The sequence below is a fragment of the Paenibacillus sp. GCM10027630 genome, assembly GCF_042676305.1.
GTDB lineage: Bacteria > Bacillota > Bacilli > Paenibacillales > NBRC-103111 > Paenibacillus_S.
In genome coordinates this window covers 101,872-121,844 of record NZ_JBHTGY010000002.1, presented here as the reverse complement: position 1 = coordinate 121,844, position 19,973 = coordinate 101,872, and the positions used below count along the sequence as shown (strand labels likewise).

Annotated in this window: 15 protein-coding genes; 14 read left to right on the top strand and 1 reads right to left on the bottom strand. The window is 44.4% G+C overall.

Going from position 1 to position 19,973, the window contains the following annotated elements:
* Positions 1–21: 21 nt before the first annotated feature.
* Positions 22–1,194 (bottom strand): copper amine oxidase N-terminal domain-containing protein, encoded by a 1,173-nt coding sequence (locus ACFQ0C_RS02015; RefSeq protein WP_379363471.1) that lies wholly within the window; start codon positions 1,192–1,194, stop codon positions 22–24.
* A gap of 292 nt (positions 1,195–1,486) precedes the next feature.
* Here ACFQ0C_RS02015 and ACFQ0C_RS02010 point away from each other — a divergent pair, with 292 nt between their 5' ends.
* From ACFQ0C_RS02010 to ACFQ0C_RS01945, 14 genes are all read left to right on the top strand, one after another.
* Positions 1,487–2,380: an AraC family transcriptional regulator gene (locus ACFQ0C_RS02010; protein WP_258212285.1), complete on the top strand. Its 894-nt coding sequence runs from the start codon at positions 1,487–1,489 to the stop codon at positions 2,378–2,380.
* Positions 2,381–2,411: 31 nt separating this feature from the next.
* Entirely contained in the window at positions 2,412–4,235 is a 1,824-nt protein-coding gene (locus ACFQ0C_RS02005; protein ID WP_379363469.1) for a sensor histidine kinase, read from the top strand.
* Complete coding sequence (locus ACFQ0C_RS02000) at positions 4,235–5,785, top strand: response regulator transcription factor (protein WP_379363467.1); 1,551 nt, start codon at positions 4,235–4,237, stop codon at positions 5,783–5,785. Before ACFQ0C_RS02005 ends, ACFQ0C_RS02000 begins: the two co-directional genes overlap by 1 nt.
* 96 nt (positions 5,786–5,881) lie before the next feature.
* The gene (locus tag ACFQ0C_RS01995) at positions 5,882–7,255 is read left to right on the top strand and encodes an ABC transporter substrate-binding protein (protein ID WP_379363465.1); all 1,374 of its coding nucleotides are present in this window, start codon (positions 5,882–5,884) and stop codon (positions 7,253–7,255) included.
* 97 nt (positions 7,256–7,352) lie between these two features.
* Positions 7,353–8,219, top strand: coding sequence for a carbohydrate ABC transporter permease (locus ACFQ0C_RS01990; RefSeq protein ID WP_258212491.1), 867 nt, complete (start codon positions 7,353–7,355; stop codon positions 8,217–8,219).
* The gene (locus tag ACFQ0C_RS01985; RefSeq protein WP_258212281.1) at positions 8,216–9,049 is read left to right on the top strand and encodes a carbohydrate ABC transporter permease; all 834 of its coding nucleotides are present in this window, start codon (positions 8,216–8,218) and stop codon (positions 9,047–9,049) included. The genes ACFQ0C_RS01990 and ACFQ0C_RS01985 overlap by 4 nt, the downstream gene beginning before the upstream one ends.
* A 186-nt stretch (positions 9,050–9,235) precedes the next feature.
* Positions 9,236–9,874: an adenylyl-sulfate kinase gene (cysC, locus tag ACFQ0C_RS01980; RefSeq protein ID WP_379363462.1), complete on the top strand. Its 639-nt coding sequence runs from the start codon at positions 9,236–9,238 to the stop codon at positions 9,872–9,874.
* Positions 9,874–11,319 (top strand): sulfatase family protein, encoded by a 1,446-nt coding sequence (locus ACFQ0C_RS01975; RefSeq protein WP_379363460.1) that lies wholly within the window; start codon positions 9,874–9,876, stop codon positions 11,317–11,319. The genes cysC and ACFQ0C_RS01975 overlap by 1 nt, the downstream gene beginning before the upstream one ends.
* A 137-nt stretch (positions 11,320–11,456) precedes the next feature.
* A complete protein-coding gene (locus ACFQ0C_RS01970) occupies positions 11,457–12,560 on the top strand; it encodes a Gfo/Idh/MocA family protein (RefSeq protein ID WP_379363458.1) in 1,104 nt (367 codons plus the stop codon).
* 231 nt (positions 12,561–12,791) lie between these two features.
* Entirely contained in the window at positions 12,792–13,598 is an 807-nt protein-coding gene (locus ACFQ0C_RS01965) for a sugar phosphate isomerase/epimerase family protein (protein ID WP_379363456.1), read from the top strand.
* Positions 13,599–13,654: 56 nt separating this feature from the next.
* Positions 13,655–15,046, top strand: a complete 1,392-nt coding sequence (locus ACFQ0C_RS01960; RefSeq protein WP_379363454.1) for a sulfatase family protein — start codon at positions 13,655–13,657, stop codon at positions 15,044–15,046.
* A gap of 85 nt (positions 15,047–15,131) precedes the next feature.
* A complete protein-coding gene (locus tag ACFQ0C_RS01955) occupies positions 15,132–16,136 on the top strand; it encodes a Gfo/Idh/MocA family protein (protein ID WP_379363452.1) in 1,005 nt (334 codons plus the stop codon).
* A 92-nt stretch (positions 16,137–16,228) separates the two neighbouring features.
* Positions 16,229–17,620 (top strand): sulfatase family protein, encoded by a 1,392-nt coding sequence (locus tag ACFQ0C_RS01950; RefSeq protein WP_379363450.1) that lies wholly within the window; start codon positions 16,229–16,231, stop codon positions 17,618–17,620.
* A 670-nt stretch (positions 17,621–18,290) separates the two neighbouring features.
* Complete coding sequence (locus ACFQ0C_RS01945) at positions 18,291–19,829, top strand: FAD-dependent oxidoreductase (RefSeq protein WP_379363642.1); 1,539 nt, start codon at positions 18,291–18,293, stop codon at positions 19,827–19,829.
* Positions 19,830–19,973 lie beyond the last annotated feature (144 nt).

The window sequence follows — 19,973 nt, the reverse complement described above, 5'->3', positions numbered from 1 at the left end:
CTCCTGCTTATTTTTTACTGCTCATGGCTTTTTGGGGGCGAGCTTCACTTCAAGCTCGATATGATAGATGCCAGTCATCAAGGATTGGAAATCAGTCACTAAAGAATCGGTATATTCGCCTTTGCCATTTATACGAATTAGCATTGCGCGAGGTTTATCATTCTTCGGTTCGTAAAGGGCTGTGATCTTGTAGCGTGTAAAAGGAACATCCTGTAGACCGAAGCCATCAGGCGAGTTTTCGCCGTGTGCGGAGATCGTCTTACCTGCACTTCCATCGAGCAGTGGACCTTGAGGAACAAGTGTCAGCTTGACATCTTCCCGTTCCGGAGGGACAAGGGTCGGATCATCCGGATGGATCAATTCAGTCGTGAACAGCACTTTACCGCTGCATGAAAAACATCCTTCGGGTCTTGCCGCGGTCGAATTCCATTGGAAGTTGCGAATAGCTCCTGTATTGCCGGCGAAGGGATTATCGTTGTCGGGAGTCAGGTCAATCTCGAATGTATTGCTGTTCTGCTTCCGCGTAATATTGCCACTCATTTGCCAAGTCGTTGCGAGCTTGGGCAATTGAATACGGTAGCTGCCATCCGCTTCAGTAATGGCGATTAAGTTGCTGTTATATACCAACGTATTGTCCGCGAAGATCTGTGCACCCGGGAGAGGTTTGCCTTGACCGTCCACTACTACGCCTTTCACCACCCAAGGCTCGACGCTCATAGATGCCTCCTTAGCGGGAGCAAGTCCGCCGTGCAATACGTTAATAACATACTCGCTTCCTTTATCTACAAACGATACATCATACCCGCTGTTCTCGGATACGAACCGCAAAGGAACCATCGTCTTGCCGTTCAGGATTTGTGCCGGAACCTCTAGCGGAACGGCGACGTCGTTGACTTTGGCTGCTTTACTATTTATGGTAAGCTGGATAGTAAGACCGTCCATTGTTCCTATGGCTTGCTTGATACCGTCCGAATCGATCCATTTCACCCGAAAGCCAAGCGCTTCGAACAAAGCGCGGAAAGGCACGAGTGTGGTGCCATCTACGATGACAGGTGGCGCATCTTCAAACTCAAGCGGCACATCATTGTAATATACATTCACGGGTTTGGACGCTGCAACGGCTTGCCATGCAAACATCAACAACAGTAAGGCGGTAATGATCATCATAGTAGTACGAGGCATTCTGCTTTTCATTCTCTCTTTCACCATCCAATTCTAAAAATTCTAATGTTCCCAAAGCAAGGTTCATTGTATTCCTTTCGAATGACTGTAGGAAGTGGCTTATGAATCATGTCCTTTCATGCGAAAAACGATGACTAGTCATATTCAAAATGTATAAATACGCTATAAGAATGTCACAATCGACCATGATGAATTTGGACACTTGCCGTAATATATAGATGTATCCTGCATAGAATAGCAAAAAAAACTATATACTGTACGGCCGCCAGTTCTGGAAATATTGTTACCTACAGGAGGACTTTATATGGAGAGACAGTTGCACAGCAGCCAATTTATTAAAGAGCAATCTTTTCCTTTCTGGATCCGGCGGTTTTTCCATGACCATGAGCATGTTCCTTTGTTGCATGGCCACGATTTTGTGGAGCTTGTATATATTGTCCGCGGTGAAGCCCAGCATGTGTTTGCAGGCAATCATTACGAAATCCGGGCAGGAGATGTGTTTATTATTAATCCGGGCGAAGTTCATACTTACAGCATTCAGCCGGGTAAAGAAATCGAGATTATCAATTGCTTGTTTTTGTCCGATTTGATACAAGGCAATTGGCTGCTGGAGCTAGGTATTTCCCAGTCTATGGATTATTTTTATGTACATCCTTTTTTGGATAAAAGAGAACGCTTTCATAGGCGATTGAACCTGAATGGTCAGGATGCGACTCGCACTCTATTACTGTTGGAAACCATAATGAACGAATTTGATAGCAGGTACTCCGGTTTCGAATCTTTGATCCGGCTTCAGATGGTGGAGCTGCTTATCTTGTTATCACGGGCTTACCAGCAGGCAGAAGGGCAGTGTGGGAGAGAACCTGTACGATGGAATTCAAAACAATTACTCGTTCGTCGGATTTGCGGTTATTTGGAACGTTATTATGATAAAAAACTGTCAATTCCGGATCTTTGCGAGTTGTTTACCATTAGTCCCAGACAATTAAACAGGGTTTTTAAAGAAGCACTGGGAATGACTGTAGTTAATATGATCCATCAGATACGTATTGAGAGAGCCAAACATTTGCTGCTGGAGACCGATGAGAAGGTGATAACGATAGCAGGCAAAGTAGGCTATGAGGATCCGGCGTTTTTCAGTAGGCTGTTTCATAGACAAGTAGGGTGTTCACCGGGTAAGTACCGGGAATCGTCTTGAAGGTAAGCATATAATTGGAGGGACTGTTCCAATGAGACGATGGAATGATCGCATGCTGAAGATCAAAATGTTTATTTCCTTTTCCATCGTAGCCTTGTTTATTGTCGGTATAACCTGCATTATTTTTTATTATAAAAATACAAGTGATGTAAAAAATCAGACGTTCTCCTTATCCAAAATCATAGCCAAGCAGTTTTCCGAGATGATAGATTTGTATATGCAAAATATTGAAGAATTATCTTTATCCATTTCCATTGACCCCGCTATTCAAAGCAACTTATTTGATTTCTTCAAAGCTACTAACCCGATTGAGAAAGAAACTATTGGCTACAAGCTAAACCCGGTTTTATTTAATTTCTCATACCCCAAATCTTATGTGCAGAGTATTTCGATTTATACGTTGGATGGACATGGGTATCACTATACGAAGGTAGTCAATCATCCGAGACCGTCCCAAGTTTTTACAAACGAGGAGCTGCGGAATTTTACAGATGTATTGAGTGGCAAGCCGTTTTTATTGAAACCATCCATTAGAGAACGTGTGTTCGGAGATCGGTCTGAAGCAATCGTTTCTTTTATCCATAAAATCACAAAAATCCCCACTCAAACGATTATTGGATTCGTTAGCATTGACATCGATATAAATGCATTCAAAATGGTGCTGGCCAATAAGGAAGCCAATGAAAGCAACAACGCCATGCATGTATTGCTAGTGAGTGATGAGGGGCAGGTTATTTTTGAAAATTGGGACCAGATGAGCGGGCTTTCACACGCCGATTTTGACACTGCTGTATTCAAGAGGACCGTTCCCGAAGGGGAGCTGCAGTGGAACAACAAACTGTATTTGTACACCTATGAAAAATCTGCGTATACCGGCTGGAATACAGTCATTCTTATCCCGAAGGATGTTATTTTGTTAAAGCAAAAAAAGGTTCAGGATATTGTGATAATCGTCGGAATTATTACTATGCTGTTAATTGCTGCCGTTTCCTATCTTCTATCTCATCAAATTACGCTTCCTCTCAATAATCTGATGCGCAAAATGTCCCGCGTGGAGCTGGGCGATTTCAGTCAACGGATGGAGTATGCAGGGAACAATGAAATCGGGCGATTGAGCCGGATGTATAATTTGATGCTCGACAGTATGTCCCGTTTGATCAAAGAAGTGTACGAATCGAAACTGGCGGAGAAGAATGCTCAGCTTTCTGCACTGCACGCGCAAATTAATCCCCATTTTCTATACAATACACTCAATATCATGAAATCGATCAGCCGTTTAAGGGGAGTCGAAGAGGTAGCCGAAATCTCGGAGTCATTGGCCAGTTTGTTCCAATATAGCATGAAAAATCTTCATCAACCCGTTTCTTTATGGGAGGAAATTGATCATATCAACAATTATTTCAAAATACAGCAGCACCGATTCGGCAATCGTGTGGAGCTGCAATGTGATATTCCGAATGATCATCTGCAAGCTTCGATTCTTAAGCTAACCATTCAGCCGCTCATCGAGAATGCGGTTAATCATGGTCTTCGCAGAATGAAATCGGGAGGCTGCATTACCATTCATACGACCAAATGCAATGAGCTTTTAACCATAACAGTAACAGACAATGGAGAAGGAATGACTGATGTAAAGCAGGCGCAGTTGAGCAAGGCTCTGGACATTTCCAATATGCATTATCACTTTACGGATTTAACGCATGGAGTCGGGTTAATCAATATCCACCAACGTATCCAGCTATTTTATGGGAAACAATATGGACTTAGCTTATTCAGCAAAACAGGCGGAGGGACGAAGGTGACTTTGGTAATCCCTTTCCTCATTGTTCAACAGGAAGAGGGTGGAATCGCATAATGAATATTTTCGTGGTAGAGGATGAGCGATGGGCATTGGCTGAATTGGTTGAGTTGTTAAAAATCTACGAGCCCGAACATAGTATTTACGCCTATGACAATGGGGATGATGCTTTGCTGGCTGCACACTCCATATGCCCGCAATTGGTATTGACCGATATCAATATGCCAGGAATTGACGGACTTGAGCTGATTGAGCAATTGCACCACTTGGACCCAACCATCAAAAGTATGATATTAAGCGTTCACGATCAATTCGAATATGCCCGACAAGGGATGAAATTCGGCGTATTCGATTATTTGCTTAAGCCTGTGAAAAAGGATGTTTTATTTAAAGCGGTGGATAAAGCCATACAGCACATCGAGATGGATAGCAAACGAACGGAGGAATGGATGAGTGGTTCGATAGGGCAGATGCTCTTAACTGCTGACATTCCGCAATATGATATTTTGCGTGCCGTTAATGGACGTGCATACTGTATGGTACTGCTCGTATTGGAAACCGGGGTGGTGTTAAGAGGCTGGAAAGATACCTGCATAGGTATGAAAGAGTTTAAACAGCCATTCGCATTTGGACCCGCGCAAGAGAAGGAGTTACATTGCCTGGACCTCGATTGCCGACAAAGAGTGATTCTGATTCCGTTAGCAGACACAGCTCAGTTAGGCCGTATTAGAGAAAAATTATCGGTTTTATTCCAACAGCTACAGCAGCTTCCAAGGCCGGCTCATATGGGGTTTGCCATTAAATCGGAGTCCGATTCGTTGTACGGCATTTTTATGGATTTGAACCAGCATATGAATGAAAATATGATTTTTGGTAAGTCAACCTGCATAATGCCTGGAATGAAAAATTACGATGCCGAGATTGGCGACTTGTGGGAAAAGGTTAGAGTAATGGAGACCTATTCTAAGAAGGGCGATATGCTGAAGGGGCAAGCAGTATTAGAACAAATACTGGAGGATTTGAGCGAAAAGCAAATAACCAAGCGGCAGCTCAGGCTTTTCATCCACGATATGCTGTTTTCCTTGAAATACAATTTACTTGCTTCTGGGAAGGGGCCGACAAGCATCAACGATTTGCAGGAAGACAACCGAATACTCAATCGCTTTGGTGATTACAATGAATTGTTCGAATGGCTCAACAAAACCATCGTAAGCCTCTATTGTGGATTGGCGGTGAAAGATCTTAGTCCGAAAGGACTTATTCCCGTGCTGCTCGAGCATATACATAAAAGCTATCAGGATAGCATTTCTTTACAGCAGTTTGCAGCGGATCATCATGTCAGTCTCGGTTATCTATCCCGCTTGTTTAAAAGTCAGACAGGAACGACGTTCTCTGATTATATGGCCGGTTACCGGATCCGAAAGGCTAAGGAGCTGCTGACTTCAGGAGTCGAGCGGCTGCAGGAGGTAAGTGAGCTTGTCGGTTATGAGGACTCCAAACATTTCAGTGCTTTGTTCAAGAAAATAGTCGGAGTAGCTCCGATCACCTATGCCAAGCGGCATGCAGTAAGACCAATCAGCAAAAATAGGAAAAATCCCCCCCGTTAACAAGTACAAATCGCAAGTGTTCAAAAAACAGAGCGGCACGTACAATTTATTTAAATCACGAGATTATGCTGTGAAAAATTTTAGGAGGATACCACTATGAATCGAGCCAGGTTCTTAACTGTATGTTCTTACGCGGCCCTGATATCAACCGTATTCACGGGATGCAGTACTTCATCCCAGCCGGCAGCAGGCACTGCTCCAGCACCTGCTGCAAGTTCTACGCCCGCAGCTCCAGCCGCTCCTGCACCTGCGCCAAGCAAGCCTGCAGAACCAGTGACGCTAACATTGCTGATTGGTTCTACAGGTACTCCTTACCCTGCTACACAAGCTGTCGCGGCGGAGGCGGAGAAAAAGCTGAATATCAAAATCAAGTTCGATATTAAACCGGACGGGACAGAGGGCGACAACTTGGTTAAAACTCGTTTGGCTACAGGTGAAATGGCAGATATTCTCTATTACAACTCAGGTTCACTACTAAAGGCGCTAAATCCTGAAGAGAACTTCGTTGATCTGACGAAAGAACCGTTCATGGCTAATCCTCTGGATTCGTACAAAGAGACCGTAACCTCGAATGGAAAGGTATTCGGAGTTCCAGGTGGGTCATCGAATGTCGGCGGGATTCTGTACAACAAGAAGGTGTATGCAGAGCTTGGTCTGACTGTACCGAAAACATGGGCAGAATTCATTGCCAACAGCGATAAAATTAAAGCCTCAGGCAAAACAGCGATCATTGGATCGTATAAGACAACATGGACCTCTCAGCTCTTCGTGCTTGGCAACCATTATAACGTTCAGGCTCAAGTACCGAACTTTGTTCAGGATTATACCGCGAATAAAGCCAAATATGCCACTACACCAGCGGCGCTGCGAGGCTTTGAAATGACGAGTGAGGTGTTTAAAAAGAATTACTATAATAAAGATTTTCTCGCTACAACCTATGATACCGCTCTGAAGATGCTAGCTGAAGGAACTGGAGTTCAATACCCAATGCTGACTAGTGCGATCGATGCGTTGGCGCAGAACTATCCGGATAAAGTAAAAGATATTGGGGTGTTCCCGACACCTAGCGATAATGCTTCTGTTAACGGATTTACGGTATGGATGCCTAACTCTTATTACATCAATAAGAAGAGTAAGAATATAGATGCTGCCAAGAAATTTATTGACTTTTTGCTGTCCCCGGAAGGCCAGAAGGCCTATATGTCCAAGAGCAAAGCTAACGGGCCTTATGTAGTCAAAGGGATTAAGGTTCCTGATGATGCCTATGAGGGAGTTAAAGATATGCAGCCTTACTTCGATAATGGCAAAACAGCTCCTGCCCTTGAATTTGTTTCTCCTGTAAAGGGGCCGAACCTGGAGAGCATATTAATTGAGGTAGGAACGGGTCAGAAATCTCCTGCGGATGGTGCCGCAGATTACGACAAGGACGTTAGGAAGCAGGCACAGCAGCTTAATCTGGCAGGTTGGTAAGATTTTTACTTATGAATATAATCACAGGCCCTGCAAGAACCTTGCAGGGCTGATTTTTTAAATTGAACAGGATCAGTTTGAACCGGAGGAGATCATGATGAGAGTAGCACAAAAGCGAATGTACACGTATTTATTTTTGCTGCCCGCCGGCATTATATATTTCGTATTTTATTTGCTTCCGACCATTATGTCGTTCTTTTTCAGTATGACCAGATGGACGCTTACGAAATGGCAATACATCGGATTTGACAATTACAGGATGTTTTTTGAGGAATCATCGTTAAAAATCGGCTTCAAAAACACAATTATATTTGCTGTGGTAACCTGCGCATTGAAGGTAGTTCTTGCACTTCTGATCGCTACACTCCTTACTTCTAAAATTTGGTTCAAGGATTATTTCCGTTCCATGGTGTTTTTTCCAACTTTATTGAGCACGATTGCCGTTGGGATTGCGTTCAGCACCATGATGCATCCTACTCAAGGTGTCATCAATACGGCCCTTGCTGCAATTGGCATTGAAGGTCCGGATTGGCTCGGAAATACCAAATTGGCTTTGTTTTCTGTAGCCTTTGTTGATGTCTGGAAAGGAGTTGGAATCGCTACGGTCATCTATATTGCGGGCATCTTATCGATTCCCCAGCATTATTACGAAGCGTTGAAAATCGATGGAGGAAATGCGTTCAGGGCTTTTTGGCATATTACGCTTCCTCTCAGCAGGCCCGCTATGAACTCCGTCATTATTCTGGCATTCATAGGCGGTCTGAGAACCTTTGACCTGATTTGGGCTATGACCAGAGGGGGGCCAGGCTTCTCCACCGACCTCATCGCTTCGATCATTTATAAACAGTACCAAGCCGGTTTCTATGGTCTTGCCACAGCAGGTAATGTCATTTTATTCATTGCCATCTCGTTATTAGCATTTCCTTTATATATGTTTTTGAACAGAAGAGAGGTTGACCTATGAACAATAAGGTACAAAAATCAATAATCAGCTTGATTATGATCCTTTTTTCAACATTGATTTTCTGGGTGCCATTTTATTTTGTTATTGTGAACTCCTTCAAATCGAGTACAAAAGCGGCTGACATGAACATGTACTGGCCGGACACATTCCATATTATTGAAAATTATAAAACGGTACTGCTTGCTACGGACAATATGCTGATACGCGCCTTTTATAACAGTACATTGCTGACTGTGCTGTCGGTTACTGGATTGGTTATAGTGAGCTCTTTGGCTGGCTTTGTGCTGCAGCGAAGAGAGAGGGGAAGGGCCGCTTCGACACTCAATTTTCTGGTGCTTGCAGGCTTGATGATTCCTCCAGCTGTTGTACCTACTATATGGGTGCTCAATTCAGTAGGCTTGTTCAAAACTTTGACAGGGCTTACGCTGGTTGAAATTGCACTGCATTTCCCATTTTGCGCCATCCTGTACAAGGCATTTACAGCAACTATTCCACGTGATATCGATGAAAGCGCCTTTATGGATGGATGTGGAGGGTTTAAGCTGTATACCCATATTATTTTTCCGTTACTTAAACCTGTTTCCTCGACTATCATCATCATTCAGGCAGTCAATATATTCAATGATTTTGTCAATCCGCTCTATTTCTTGCCAGGCTCCGAGAATGCCACGGTTCAGTTGACTTTGTATAATTTCATGAGCATGTACCTCACTTCATGGAATTTATTATTTGCTGATGTCGTGTTGATTTCGCTCCCGCCACTTATCCTGTTTATTTTCTTTAATAAGAAGATTGTAGCTGGAATGACGGCAGGCTCAGTGAAAGGATAGCGACCAAGCAATGAAGGCCGCATCGACCATATGAATGGCTGAATGGACAATGATAATCTGGCAGTTCAGCACTAATATAGAGATAAGAGGTGTTAAGCCATGGCAAACTTCAAAAGGGTCATTGCGAAACTCAGCTTATGAGTGTGAAGAAAGCTTTCTATTTGAAAGCTTATAGGGGGAAAGTACATGGAAAGCTCAAGCGGTAATGTACTTTGGTTTACCGGCCTCTCAGGCTCAGGTAAGACAACAACAGCTCAGCATATTTACAAGCAGCTGACAGAAGCAGGTCAACAGGTAGAATTGCTGGATGGGGATGAAATCCGCTCGGCTATTTGTAAAGGTCTTGGCTTCAGCCGAGAGGATCGTCTGGAAAATATTCGCCGAATTGCTTATGTTGCGAATTTGCTGTCCAAGCACGGCGTCCTTGTTCTAGTATCCGCCATTACACCTTACCGGGAGATGCGGGAGTACCTTCGGAATCACATTATGGGATACGTCGAAATTTATGTGAATTGTCCGCTTAATGTGTGCGAAGCGAGGGATGTAAAAGGATTATACGCCAAAGCGCGGCGGCAGGAAATCACTATGTTCACCGGAATTTCAGATGCTTATGAGGAACCGGAGCAAGCTGACATTGTGATTGATACGGACCGGCAATCCGTTCATGCTAATGCGCTTCAGATTGTGCAATGGATTACCCGGTATACTCAGCATGTGGATGTTGGATCTGTGCAAAGCTGTGTGGCAGCAAGTCAGGAAATGGAGCGGGTAGCTGATCCAGCTGGTTTAACCAGTAAGAGGGGGCTACTGGAGGGAGACAGCTGATGAAAATCATCATGATTTCGCTCGATACGCTGCGCGCGGACCGGCTCGGCTGCTATGGCTATGGAAAACCGACGAGTCCATATATCGACCGGATCGCCTCCGAAGGTGTGCTCATGGAACGCGCCTATGCGGCTGATATTCCGACAGAGGTTGCTCATTCGGCTATTTTTACCGGAAATATCGGTCTGACGACAGGGATTGTATCGCATGGCTCGGATCTAACTTACCTTGCCAAGTCGGTAGAATGGCTCCCGTCCATGCTTAAGGCTGCCGGCTTCACAACCGCCGCAGTTGACAACTTGTATAACATGAAGGAATGGTTTGCCCGAGGGTATCGCTATTATATGAACAGCTCCGGGAAGAAGCGGTGGATTGACGGCAGAACGGTTAATAATCTCGCACTGCCTTGGATTCAGGAGCATAAGGATGAAGACTTTTTCTTGTTTCTTCATTATTGGGATGCCCACACTCCCTATCTGCCGCCTGCCTCATATATTCCGCCATTTTATGGAGAAGGGAAAGATCCTTTTAAACCGGGAAATACAAGTATGAATCGGGCGTACGGGCACCCGGCTTACCCTTTTTTTAAACATCATCACTATAATCAGCTAGGTCCTGTCACTGATGCGAATTATGTAAGCGCGCTTTATGATGCCGAAATTCGATATTTGGATGATTTAATTCATGAGCTTGATGATTATTTGACGAATATTGGCATTAAAGAGGAAACACTTTTAATCCTGTTTGGCGATCATGGAGAAAGCTTAACCGAGCATGATATTTATTGGGATCATTGCGGATTGTATGAGCAAACGGTACATGTTCCTGTAATAATGCGATGGCCTGGGCACATTCCGTCAGCAAAGAGAGTTAAAGGCTTCGTACAGCATGCGGATTTGATGCCTACTATTCTGGAAGCGGTTGCGGCGGAAACACGTGATGGGATAGACCTGTCAGCGCTTAGGATACCGGACATTCTGGATGGACAAAGCCTATGGCCTTGCATAAGTGGAGAAGCCGGAGGAACTCTGGACGAAGTGTTCTTGAGTGAATGTGCATGGCAGGCCGCAAGGGCCATCCGCACGGATCGTTACAAGCTTATAAGAAATTATGATTCAGGACCTTTTCAACGACCTGACCTAGAGCTGTATGATCTGCATCAGGATCCTGAGGAGCTAATCAATTTGGCGGAAAAGCTGCCTCAAATTGCTGAGGAATTGGAAGGAAAGCTTAATGCTTTCGTTTCCAGCAAACTGAATGGACGGCCAGATCCGATGATGATTCAAATCAATGAAGCACAGCTGCCGTTTCGCCGGCGCATTGAAATGATTCTGGGTAAGGTTGGCTTAACCTGGAAGTCATGGATTGCCGATCCGCAGCGTGAGAGGTATGACGCATTGGAAGGAGCGGGAGAGTACTCACAGCATGAGAAGTCGGTGCGTTGACCAGAGTGTCTGGAATGTCAGCTTACCATTGTAAGCAGGTAAGCTGACCGAAAATATTTCAGGGTAAAACGATAATGAAAGGTGGTGGAGTCCCGGCTTGTACTATTTTCTTAGGAAGCAAGCTAGAGGACGTGGAGATGGCATTGAAAATAGGGATTGTAGGTATGAATGGAATAGGCATGCGCCATGCAGAATGTTATTCACAGGATCCGCTCGCACAAGTTCTGGCAGTTTGTGATGTAGTGAAGGAAAGGGCGGATAAAGCAGCGGATAAATACGGAGTAAGAGCCTATTACAGCTTGAAGGATATGCTGCAGCATGAGCCAGATCTGGAGATCATAGATGTCACTACAGGCGGTATCGATAATGGTAGCTGGCACTTCGAGCCGGCGATGCAGGCGATTGAAGCTGGCAAGCATGTGTTAATCGAAAAACCATTGGCTAACGATATCCGGGAAGGTCGTGAGCTGGTTAGGTTCGCGGCTGAGAAAAATGTATATCTGGGCTGCAACCTGAATCATTATTTTACAGCTCCCGCAGAAAAAGCCAGACAGTACATGGATTCCGGCGATATCGGTGAAACCGTGTATTGTCTACATAAAATGGGCTTTAATGGCGGCGAAGATACGTACAATGCTCCGAAGTCACCCAAGGATAAAGGTCAGCCCTATTTCCACATGAAAGCATTTTTGACTCATCCATTCAGTGTTATGCGGTATTTCTGCGGGGATATAACCCACATTCAAACCTTCTCTAATCAGGCAGGCTTCCGAAAAAGCGCCAGTGACATTATGGTCTCCATAAACAGTATTCATGTTAAGTTCGCGAGTGGTGCTGCAGGCTATTTGCTGAGTCAACGCGGTGATGCTACCTATGGGTTAGGCGGTTGGTGGAGTATGGAGGTTGGAGGCACGAAAGGAACCTTTTGCATAGAGAATTGTGTGGAAAAGGTTTCGTATTGGAGAGCGCAAAAGGGAGTTCCTGTCATAGGAGCGCATCCACAACCGGAAGTAACGGAGTCAGGGGTTACAGAATTTAATACGACATTTAACAATAGGCTGCATGCTTTCCTGGAGGATATTACAAATGGGGTTCCGAGAGAGCATATCCGGGCTTCCGGCAGGGATGCACTTGCTGTGCTGGAGTATACATTTGCGGTCATCGAATCGTACGAGCAAGGTGGAATTGTAGTCAGACCTCATCCGCTTCCAGCCTTCCATGGTGATCCATTGTCCATGTAATCGGAAGATGGATTTTTACAACGAGTTTTCGACAGGGAAGACTTGATTCATTGAGGATTTGATACTAATTAATGAGGTTAAATAAAACCCGGATTATGCCTGTATGCGATTTGTTATATATTTAATGAGGTTAATTAAAACAAAAGTTTAGAGATTGTTAATGATATTAAATAAATGTCGGCATTAAGATTAAATTAATGGCTGACGTCCATAGGGAGAGTGTGCTTCATTATGATAAAACTCGGTGTCAATTCAGTTCTTTATAAGGAATTTGATTTCGCAACAGCCGTTCGTCACATTGCACTTAGTGGTTATGATGGGGTGGAAATTTCTGCGATTCAAGGCATGTGCGAGCATTTGGATCTTACCCGGTGGAAGGAGCAGGCTGCTGAGCTAAGGCATGTTGTTCAAGAGAATGGATTAAGCTTCCTCTCTATGGAATTCGGCAGCGTAAAAGACGAGCAGCGATTGTTGAACGCTTTGGAGGCAGCTGCGGAGATTGGTATTCCCATTATCAATATTGGTCCGGGAGGCAAAACCGGAATTGAAGAGGATGTTAAGCAATCCATTGACCAGCTCCAAAGATTGTCAGAAAAAGCGGCAGCATTAGGGGTGACGCTATGTGTGAAAGCTCATATCGGGCAAGCGATTCATGATACACCGACAACCTTGCGTGCTATTTCTGAGGTTTCCTCAAGCGCTTTCGGCATCGATATGGATCCAAGCCACATATACCGTGCCAATGAGAATCCGGAGGAAGCGCTGCCAGCAGTCATAAGCCGCGTCAAGCATATCCACATTCGTGATTGTAAAGGACGGGAGCAGGGACCTGGTGCCATAGAGCTGCAAGCATGCGGACGCGGTAACATCAATCTGTTTGCTTACTGCAAGGCGATGGTGGACAACAACTATGATGGGCCTGTAGTGCTCGAAGTCATAGGAGCGAAGCCGGAGCACACGCTTGCCCAAATCTCGATTATAGCCGCTGAAACATATGGTTATTTGAACGCTTGCTTGAAACAGCTTGGTGCTCGATAGTCGCGGCAGATGCATCGATTTTAATACATCATACTTACAAAAGGAGAATGAATGGAATGCCCTCTACATCCAAAAGAAAGCCGAATCTGATTCTCTTCGGGATTGATAGCTTGCGCCGGGATCGAATGAGTTCTTATGGGTACGGTAAATTAACGACCCCACATCTGGATAAGCTGGCTGGCGAAGGGGTGTTATTTGAACAACACTTCAGTCCAAGTATTCCGACTACTCCGGCCTATGCAAGCATGCTTACGGGTAAAGATTGCTTCAGTACAGATGTGGTTGCGCTGCGGCATAAAGGTGCAGTTGGAGCCCAAACGTTAGCGGAGGTACTGAGCGACATTGGATATAACACGACATGCGTTGGATTCACTGGAAATCCGTCCTCGCGAGGTTTTGACAACTACTTAGAGTATGAAGCTTGGATGCCCAATGAACAAGGCAAATGTCCCAAAGCGGAAAACTTGAACGATGTAACTATACCCGAGCTTCATAAGCTGGCTGATGATGATAAACCTTTCTTCCTGTTCCTGCGTCATATGGATCCGCATTCGCCTTACTTACCGCCAAAGCCGTATGAGCGCATCTTCTATGGAGGGGATGAGCATGATTCCGCCAACCATTCCATGGATCCAGTCTACAACTTCAAGCCTTTTGCCGATTTTCTAAAATCGTGGATTCCCGAAGGTGTAACCGATCAAGAGTATGTGAGCGCCCAATATGATGGTGCAGTCGCCTATATGGACTCATGTATTCAAAATCTGCTGCAAACCGTCCATACTTTGGGATTAGCTGAGGATACATTAATTGTAGTGACATCGGACCACGGAGAAACACTTTATGAGCATGATTGCTATTTTGATCATCACGGTCTTTACGATTGTACGCTTGTCGTGCCGTTAATTATAAAGTTTCCTGGTAAAGTCCCTGCCGGAAAACGGATCTCAGATGTGACAGTAATTAGCGATATTATGCCGACAATTCTGGAATTGCTGGAGCTCGATGTGCAGCTGGACGCTGATGGTCAAAGCCTTGTTCCAATGATTAATGATAACCCGGAACATCGAATTAGCGAATTCTATATCACTGAATGCACGTGGATGCGAAAGCATGGCTGGCGTACCCCTCATTGGAAGCTAATACGCTCCCTGGAGCCTGACTTCCATTTCAAACCTGAGGTGGAGCTTTATAATCTGATCGAGGATCCGCAAGAAAATAACAATGTGGCAGAAATAGAGACCGAGATTGTAGAGCTGCTTACTTCGAGGATGGATGCGTATATCCGTAAACGGGAGGAGCAAACCGGGCGAACCAATCCCATGTATACGAATCTTGGTTGGCATGGTAAAGGCGATGAGCCGTTTACTTCATCCCAACAAGCTTATGATACCTTACATATCGGCAGTTCACTCACTGCAAGGTCCCTACAGGCTAAACAGCTTAAATAATTATAACGGATGCTATTGCGCCGCACCTGCTTAATGTGGTGCGGTTAGATTTTGTGTAGATTTAATTGTTCGAGGAGGGATTTGAATGATTCGGGTAGCCGTTGTCGGAGTCAATAATATAGGCAAAATTCATTGCCGCTATTACAGCCAGCATCCAGACACTGAATTGGTAGCCGTCTGCGATTTGATGGAGGAACGTGTCAGGGAAGCTTCCCTGATCTATGGGGTAAAGGCTTATACGGATCTCAGAAGTTTATTGGATCAAGAGGAAATAGATATGGTTTGTGTTGCAACTGGAGGAGAAGAAAAAGGCAGTCACCACTATGAGCCGGTCATGCTCGCGATCGAAACCGGTAAGGATGTGCTTGTGGAGAAGCCGATCTCTAACAGCATCGAAGAAGCCAGGATAATGGTGAAAGCTGCAAAGGCAAAAGGTGTACGTTTTGGTTGTAATTTGAACCACCGGTTTACCCCGGCCGCAGAGAAGGGTAAAGAATGGATCGATCGGAATCTACTGGGCAAGCCGTTGTTTATCAATATGAGACTTACGATAGATAACAAAGCTGATTTCACCGAGTGGTTTCATATGAGAGCGCTTCACCCTCATTCGATCGATGTAATGCGTTATTTTTTTGGTGATGTGGCGCGGGTGCAAGCCTTTATGAATAAAGCTCCTGGTCGCAAGACATGGTCTACGGCCAGTGTTAATTTGGAATTTACCAATGGAGCCGTCGGACATCTGACAGGCAGTTATGACATGTCCATGCTGCATCCGATCGAGTGGTGCGAGGCAGCTGGTACGGAAGGACGTTTCGTGATAGAGAACGTGTATGAAGGCATCACCTTATATCCACATAAAAGCAGCGAAACGATGGTTATGCGCAACTCAATAATGCGAGGCATGCAGGGCTTCAACGATACGTTTCGCAATCGGATCGAACGGTTCATCGAACAGCTCAAGCAGAATGTCCCTCCCTCAGAGGTTGAAGGCTCAGGGGCGGAGGCACTAGCTGCACAGGAAGTAATCGAAGCTGCTATACGATCCCATCAGTCCGGTGGGAATGTGGTTGATGTTCATGGTGACAGTTAATTGTGACAACAAATGGGGCATCGAAGCTCCCCCTGTTATGGGCTTGCACGGTTTGTATTTTTGGACAGCGTTGAAGGAAAAGAGGGGTTAGGTTGAATAAACCAAACATTTTGTTTATTATGCTTGATCAGCTCCGTTATGATTGTGTTGGTGCGGGGAAGCAATATCCAGTATACACACCCAATATTGATCGTTTAGCGTCGGAGGGTGTTTGGTTTTCGAATGCTTATACTCCAATTCCGATTTGTTGTCCTTCCAGGCAGGCATTGATAAATGGACGGCGCCCTGAAGCCTTCGGGGCACTATGGAATTATACCAGTGGTTTGAGCATTCCAGCTTTGGAGCCTACGGAATATGCTTGGCCAAGGGATTTGAATAATCACTCCTATAGAAAGGTTTTCCTCGGTAAATGGGATGTACATCCAACGCTGCCTCCTACAAAGTACGGATATGATACCTATATTGGATATGATGGATATAAGGAAATGATAGCGCGATCCTATCCTAATGTCCGATACGATGCGGGTTACTTCGGTGAACGTGATCCCATTCCAGTAGAGCATTCCAAAACCCATTGGCTCGCTGATCAGGCATGCGCTTCTATTCGGGAGTTGGTTAAATCTGAAGATCCCTGGTATGTGCAGCTTCATTTTACCGAGCCTCATCTTCCATGCAGACCCTCAGGGAAATTTGCAGACATGTACAGTCCTGAGGATATCCCGCAATGGGGAGGATTTAACGAAACCTTCAACAATAAACCATATATCCAGCGGCAGCAGCTGTATAATTGGCAAATTCAAGATTTTACTTGGGAGGATTGGGCTCCGATTGTTGCCCGGTACTATGGTATGATCAGTCAAGTAGACGATGCGATAGGAAAGGTGCTGCAAGCTCTTGAACAAACTAAAGCATTGGAGAATACGATAGTCATCTTCACTTCCGATCATGGCGATATGTGCGGTTCACACCGGATGATGGATAAACATTATATTTTATATGATGATGTAGTCAAAGTTCCGCTTATTATTAAATACCCGGGAGTAGCAAAGAGGGGACATCGATGTGAGCAGTTCGTCTATAATATGTTGGATATCCCGCCAACCTTATTGGAAGTTCTGGAACTGCCAGCGCCGTCTTTCTTTCATGGCAGATCATTGCTTCCCCTCCTTAAGGAAGATGAGTCCGCTTCTGATTGGAGGACGCAAGTAGTTTCGACCTATAACGGTCAACAATTTGGCTTGTTCACCCAAAGAATGCTGCGTACGGAGAATTGGAAATATATTTGGAACACAACGGATGTGGATGAATTATACAATTTGATCCAAGATCCATACGAACTGACCAACCTTATTTATGATGAAAGTTGTACGGAATTAATTAAGGAGTACAGGGGATTGCTGTATCATCAGCTTTACAAGGAAGGCGATGGATTGGTGCGTAATGAATGGATAAGGAACCAGCTGCTGCAAAGTAATAAGTTGTAAGATTTGAGTTAGGCAGCCAAATCCGATGCATTTAATCTTCCTTCTGAAACTGAGAAAAGTGGGTAGTGCCAGTTTTGGAGGGAATCCTGTTCGGTGAGGATCGAATCTCGCAATTATGTTAACATAAATAATATTATGTAAAATAATTCAGTGATTCTTTGGAGATGAACTTTTTTACCATTTTATGTTAGGTGAATCTTGTGGAGAAAGATTCATCTTACATAAAATGGGGGTGAAGATGGGCGTGCCTCACCACACTTACTTGCGCAAGAGCCCAAGATCATAGATCTTCAAGAGACTGCATGATCTTGTGGGGATTTTATACGGATTGCGGCGAAGCTAATAGGCCCCAGATGGATCTGAACGGAACAAAGATTTCCGTTATTTCATCTTCCACCTCCAATTTGAGGTGATAGCGGAAGCCGGAATTCCGCTATGTTGATCCAATAGGAGCATTATGCACAAAAACAGAGAGATAACGGAAAAGCTGGTTCCGTTATTTCTCTGTTTTTTGAGCTTTTCAGGTAGTAGAGGAACAAACACTTCCGCTATCCTTCACTTCTGGGATACAGCAGTCGTGGCTGTAGTCGGTCTGCTCTGCATCCATTCGTATATAAAAAACAAGGAATGGATATATTATGAAAAAATGGCAGAAGGGGATCATATTACGATGGCAGAACAATCCATACCTCAACTAAACCTTCCACAGTTTCCAGAATCCTATTGGCTCGCTTCTACAAATGTCCCAAACTTCCCAAAGCTTACACAGAATATCAAAGTGGATGTTGCGATTGTTGGAGCGGGAATTTCCGGTATTACAACCGCTTACCTTCTTTCCAAACAGGGACTCAAAGTGGCGTTAATTGAAGCAGGGCAGCTGCTTACAGGAACCACGGGACATACTACGGCCAAAATCACTGCACAGCATGATCTCATCTATGATGAATTCATCTCTCACTTTGGCAAGGAACAAACCAAACATTATTACGAAGCCAATGCAGAGGCATTGCAATTTATTAAGAAGACCATACAAGAGCATCAAATCTCATGTGATTTTACGGAGGAAGATGCTTATGTTTACACAAATTCAGATGAACAGGTGAGCAAAATAACCGCTGAATTCGAAGCTTACGAGGCATTAGGAATACCTGGTTCTTATGTAGATCAAACGCCGCTTCCTTTTCAAACCAAAGCCGCCGTTGTCATGCCCGATCAAGCCAGATTTAACCCGGTTGCCTATTTAACTTTTTTAATCAATCAAATTATCAAACAAGGCGGACAAATATATGAACATACAGAAGCCATTAATGTTGAGAAAGGGAACCTGGCAGCTATCATAACAAGCAATGGATACAAAATCACATGCGGTCATGTCGTTTCATGCTCCCATTTTCCTTTTATAGATGGATGGAGTTTCTACTTTGCCAGGATGTATGCCGAGAGATCGTATGTACTAGGTGTTAGAACAAACAAAGACTATCCTGGAGGCATGTATATAAGTGCGGAAGATCCCAAACGATCCCTCAGATCTGCAACGGTCAATGGAGAACAATTCGTATTAATAGGAGGCGAGAATCATAAAACGGGGCAAGGAATCTGCACGATTAAGCATTATGAAGCTTTGAAGCTTTTTGGAGAAGAGCATTTTGGTTTAAAAGAAATTGCTTACCGGTGGTCAGCTCAAGATTTGACTACATTGGACAAGCTGCCGTACATAGGGCGAACCTCAGCAGATACTCCTAATATTCTGGTTGCCACGGGATATAAGAAATGGGGCATGACTACAGGTACAGCGGCGGCTTTATTAATAGAAAAAATGGTTACACGAAAAGAAAGTCCCTATGAAGAACTGTTCAACCCAGGCAGATTTCATGCAGATCCAAGTATAAAAACGTTCATCGTGCAAAATGCAGATGTAGCCAAGCATTTCATAACCGGGAAGCTTGAAATGATTCACAAATTGCCTGAGGACTTAGGAAACGATGAAGGGTCCGTGGTTAAAGTGAATGGAAACAGAGCAGGGGCTTACCGGGATCAGCAAGGTCAATTACATATGGTGGACACAACATGTACTCATATGGGATGCGAAGTTGAGTGGAATCATGGAGAACGTACATGGGATTGCCCATGTCATGGTTCAAGATTTTCATACAAGGGTGAAGTGCTGGAAGGACCAGCTAAAAGGCCTTTAAAAACAATTGAAGCTTAGAGGTTTATTGTTATTCAATCATCGGGCAGTTCCTTACAATGGGGCTGCCTTTTGCTATTTATTTCTAATAAATAACGACTAACGTCTTAACGTCATATTGAAAAGAATAAACGAATATATATGTTTAATAACATGTCCGACTGT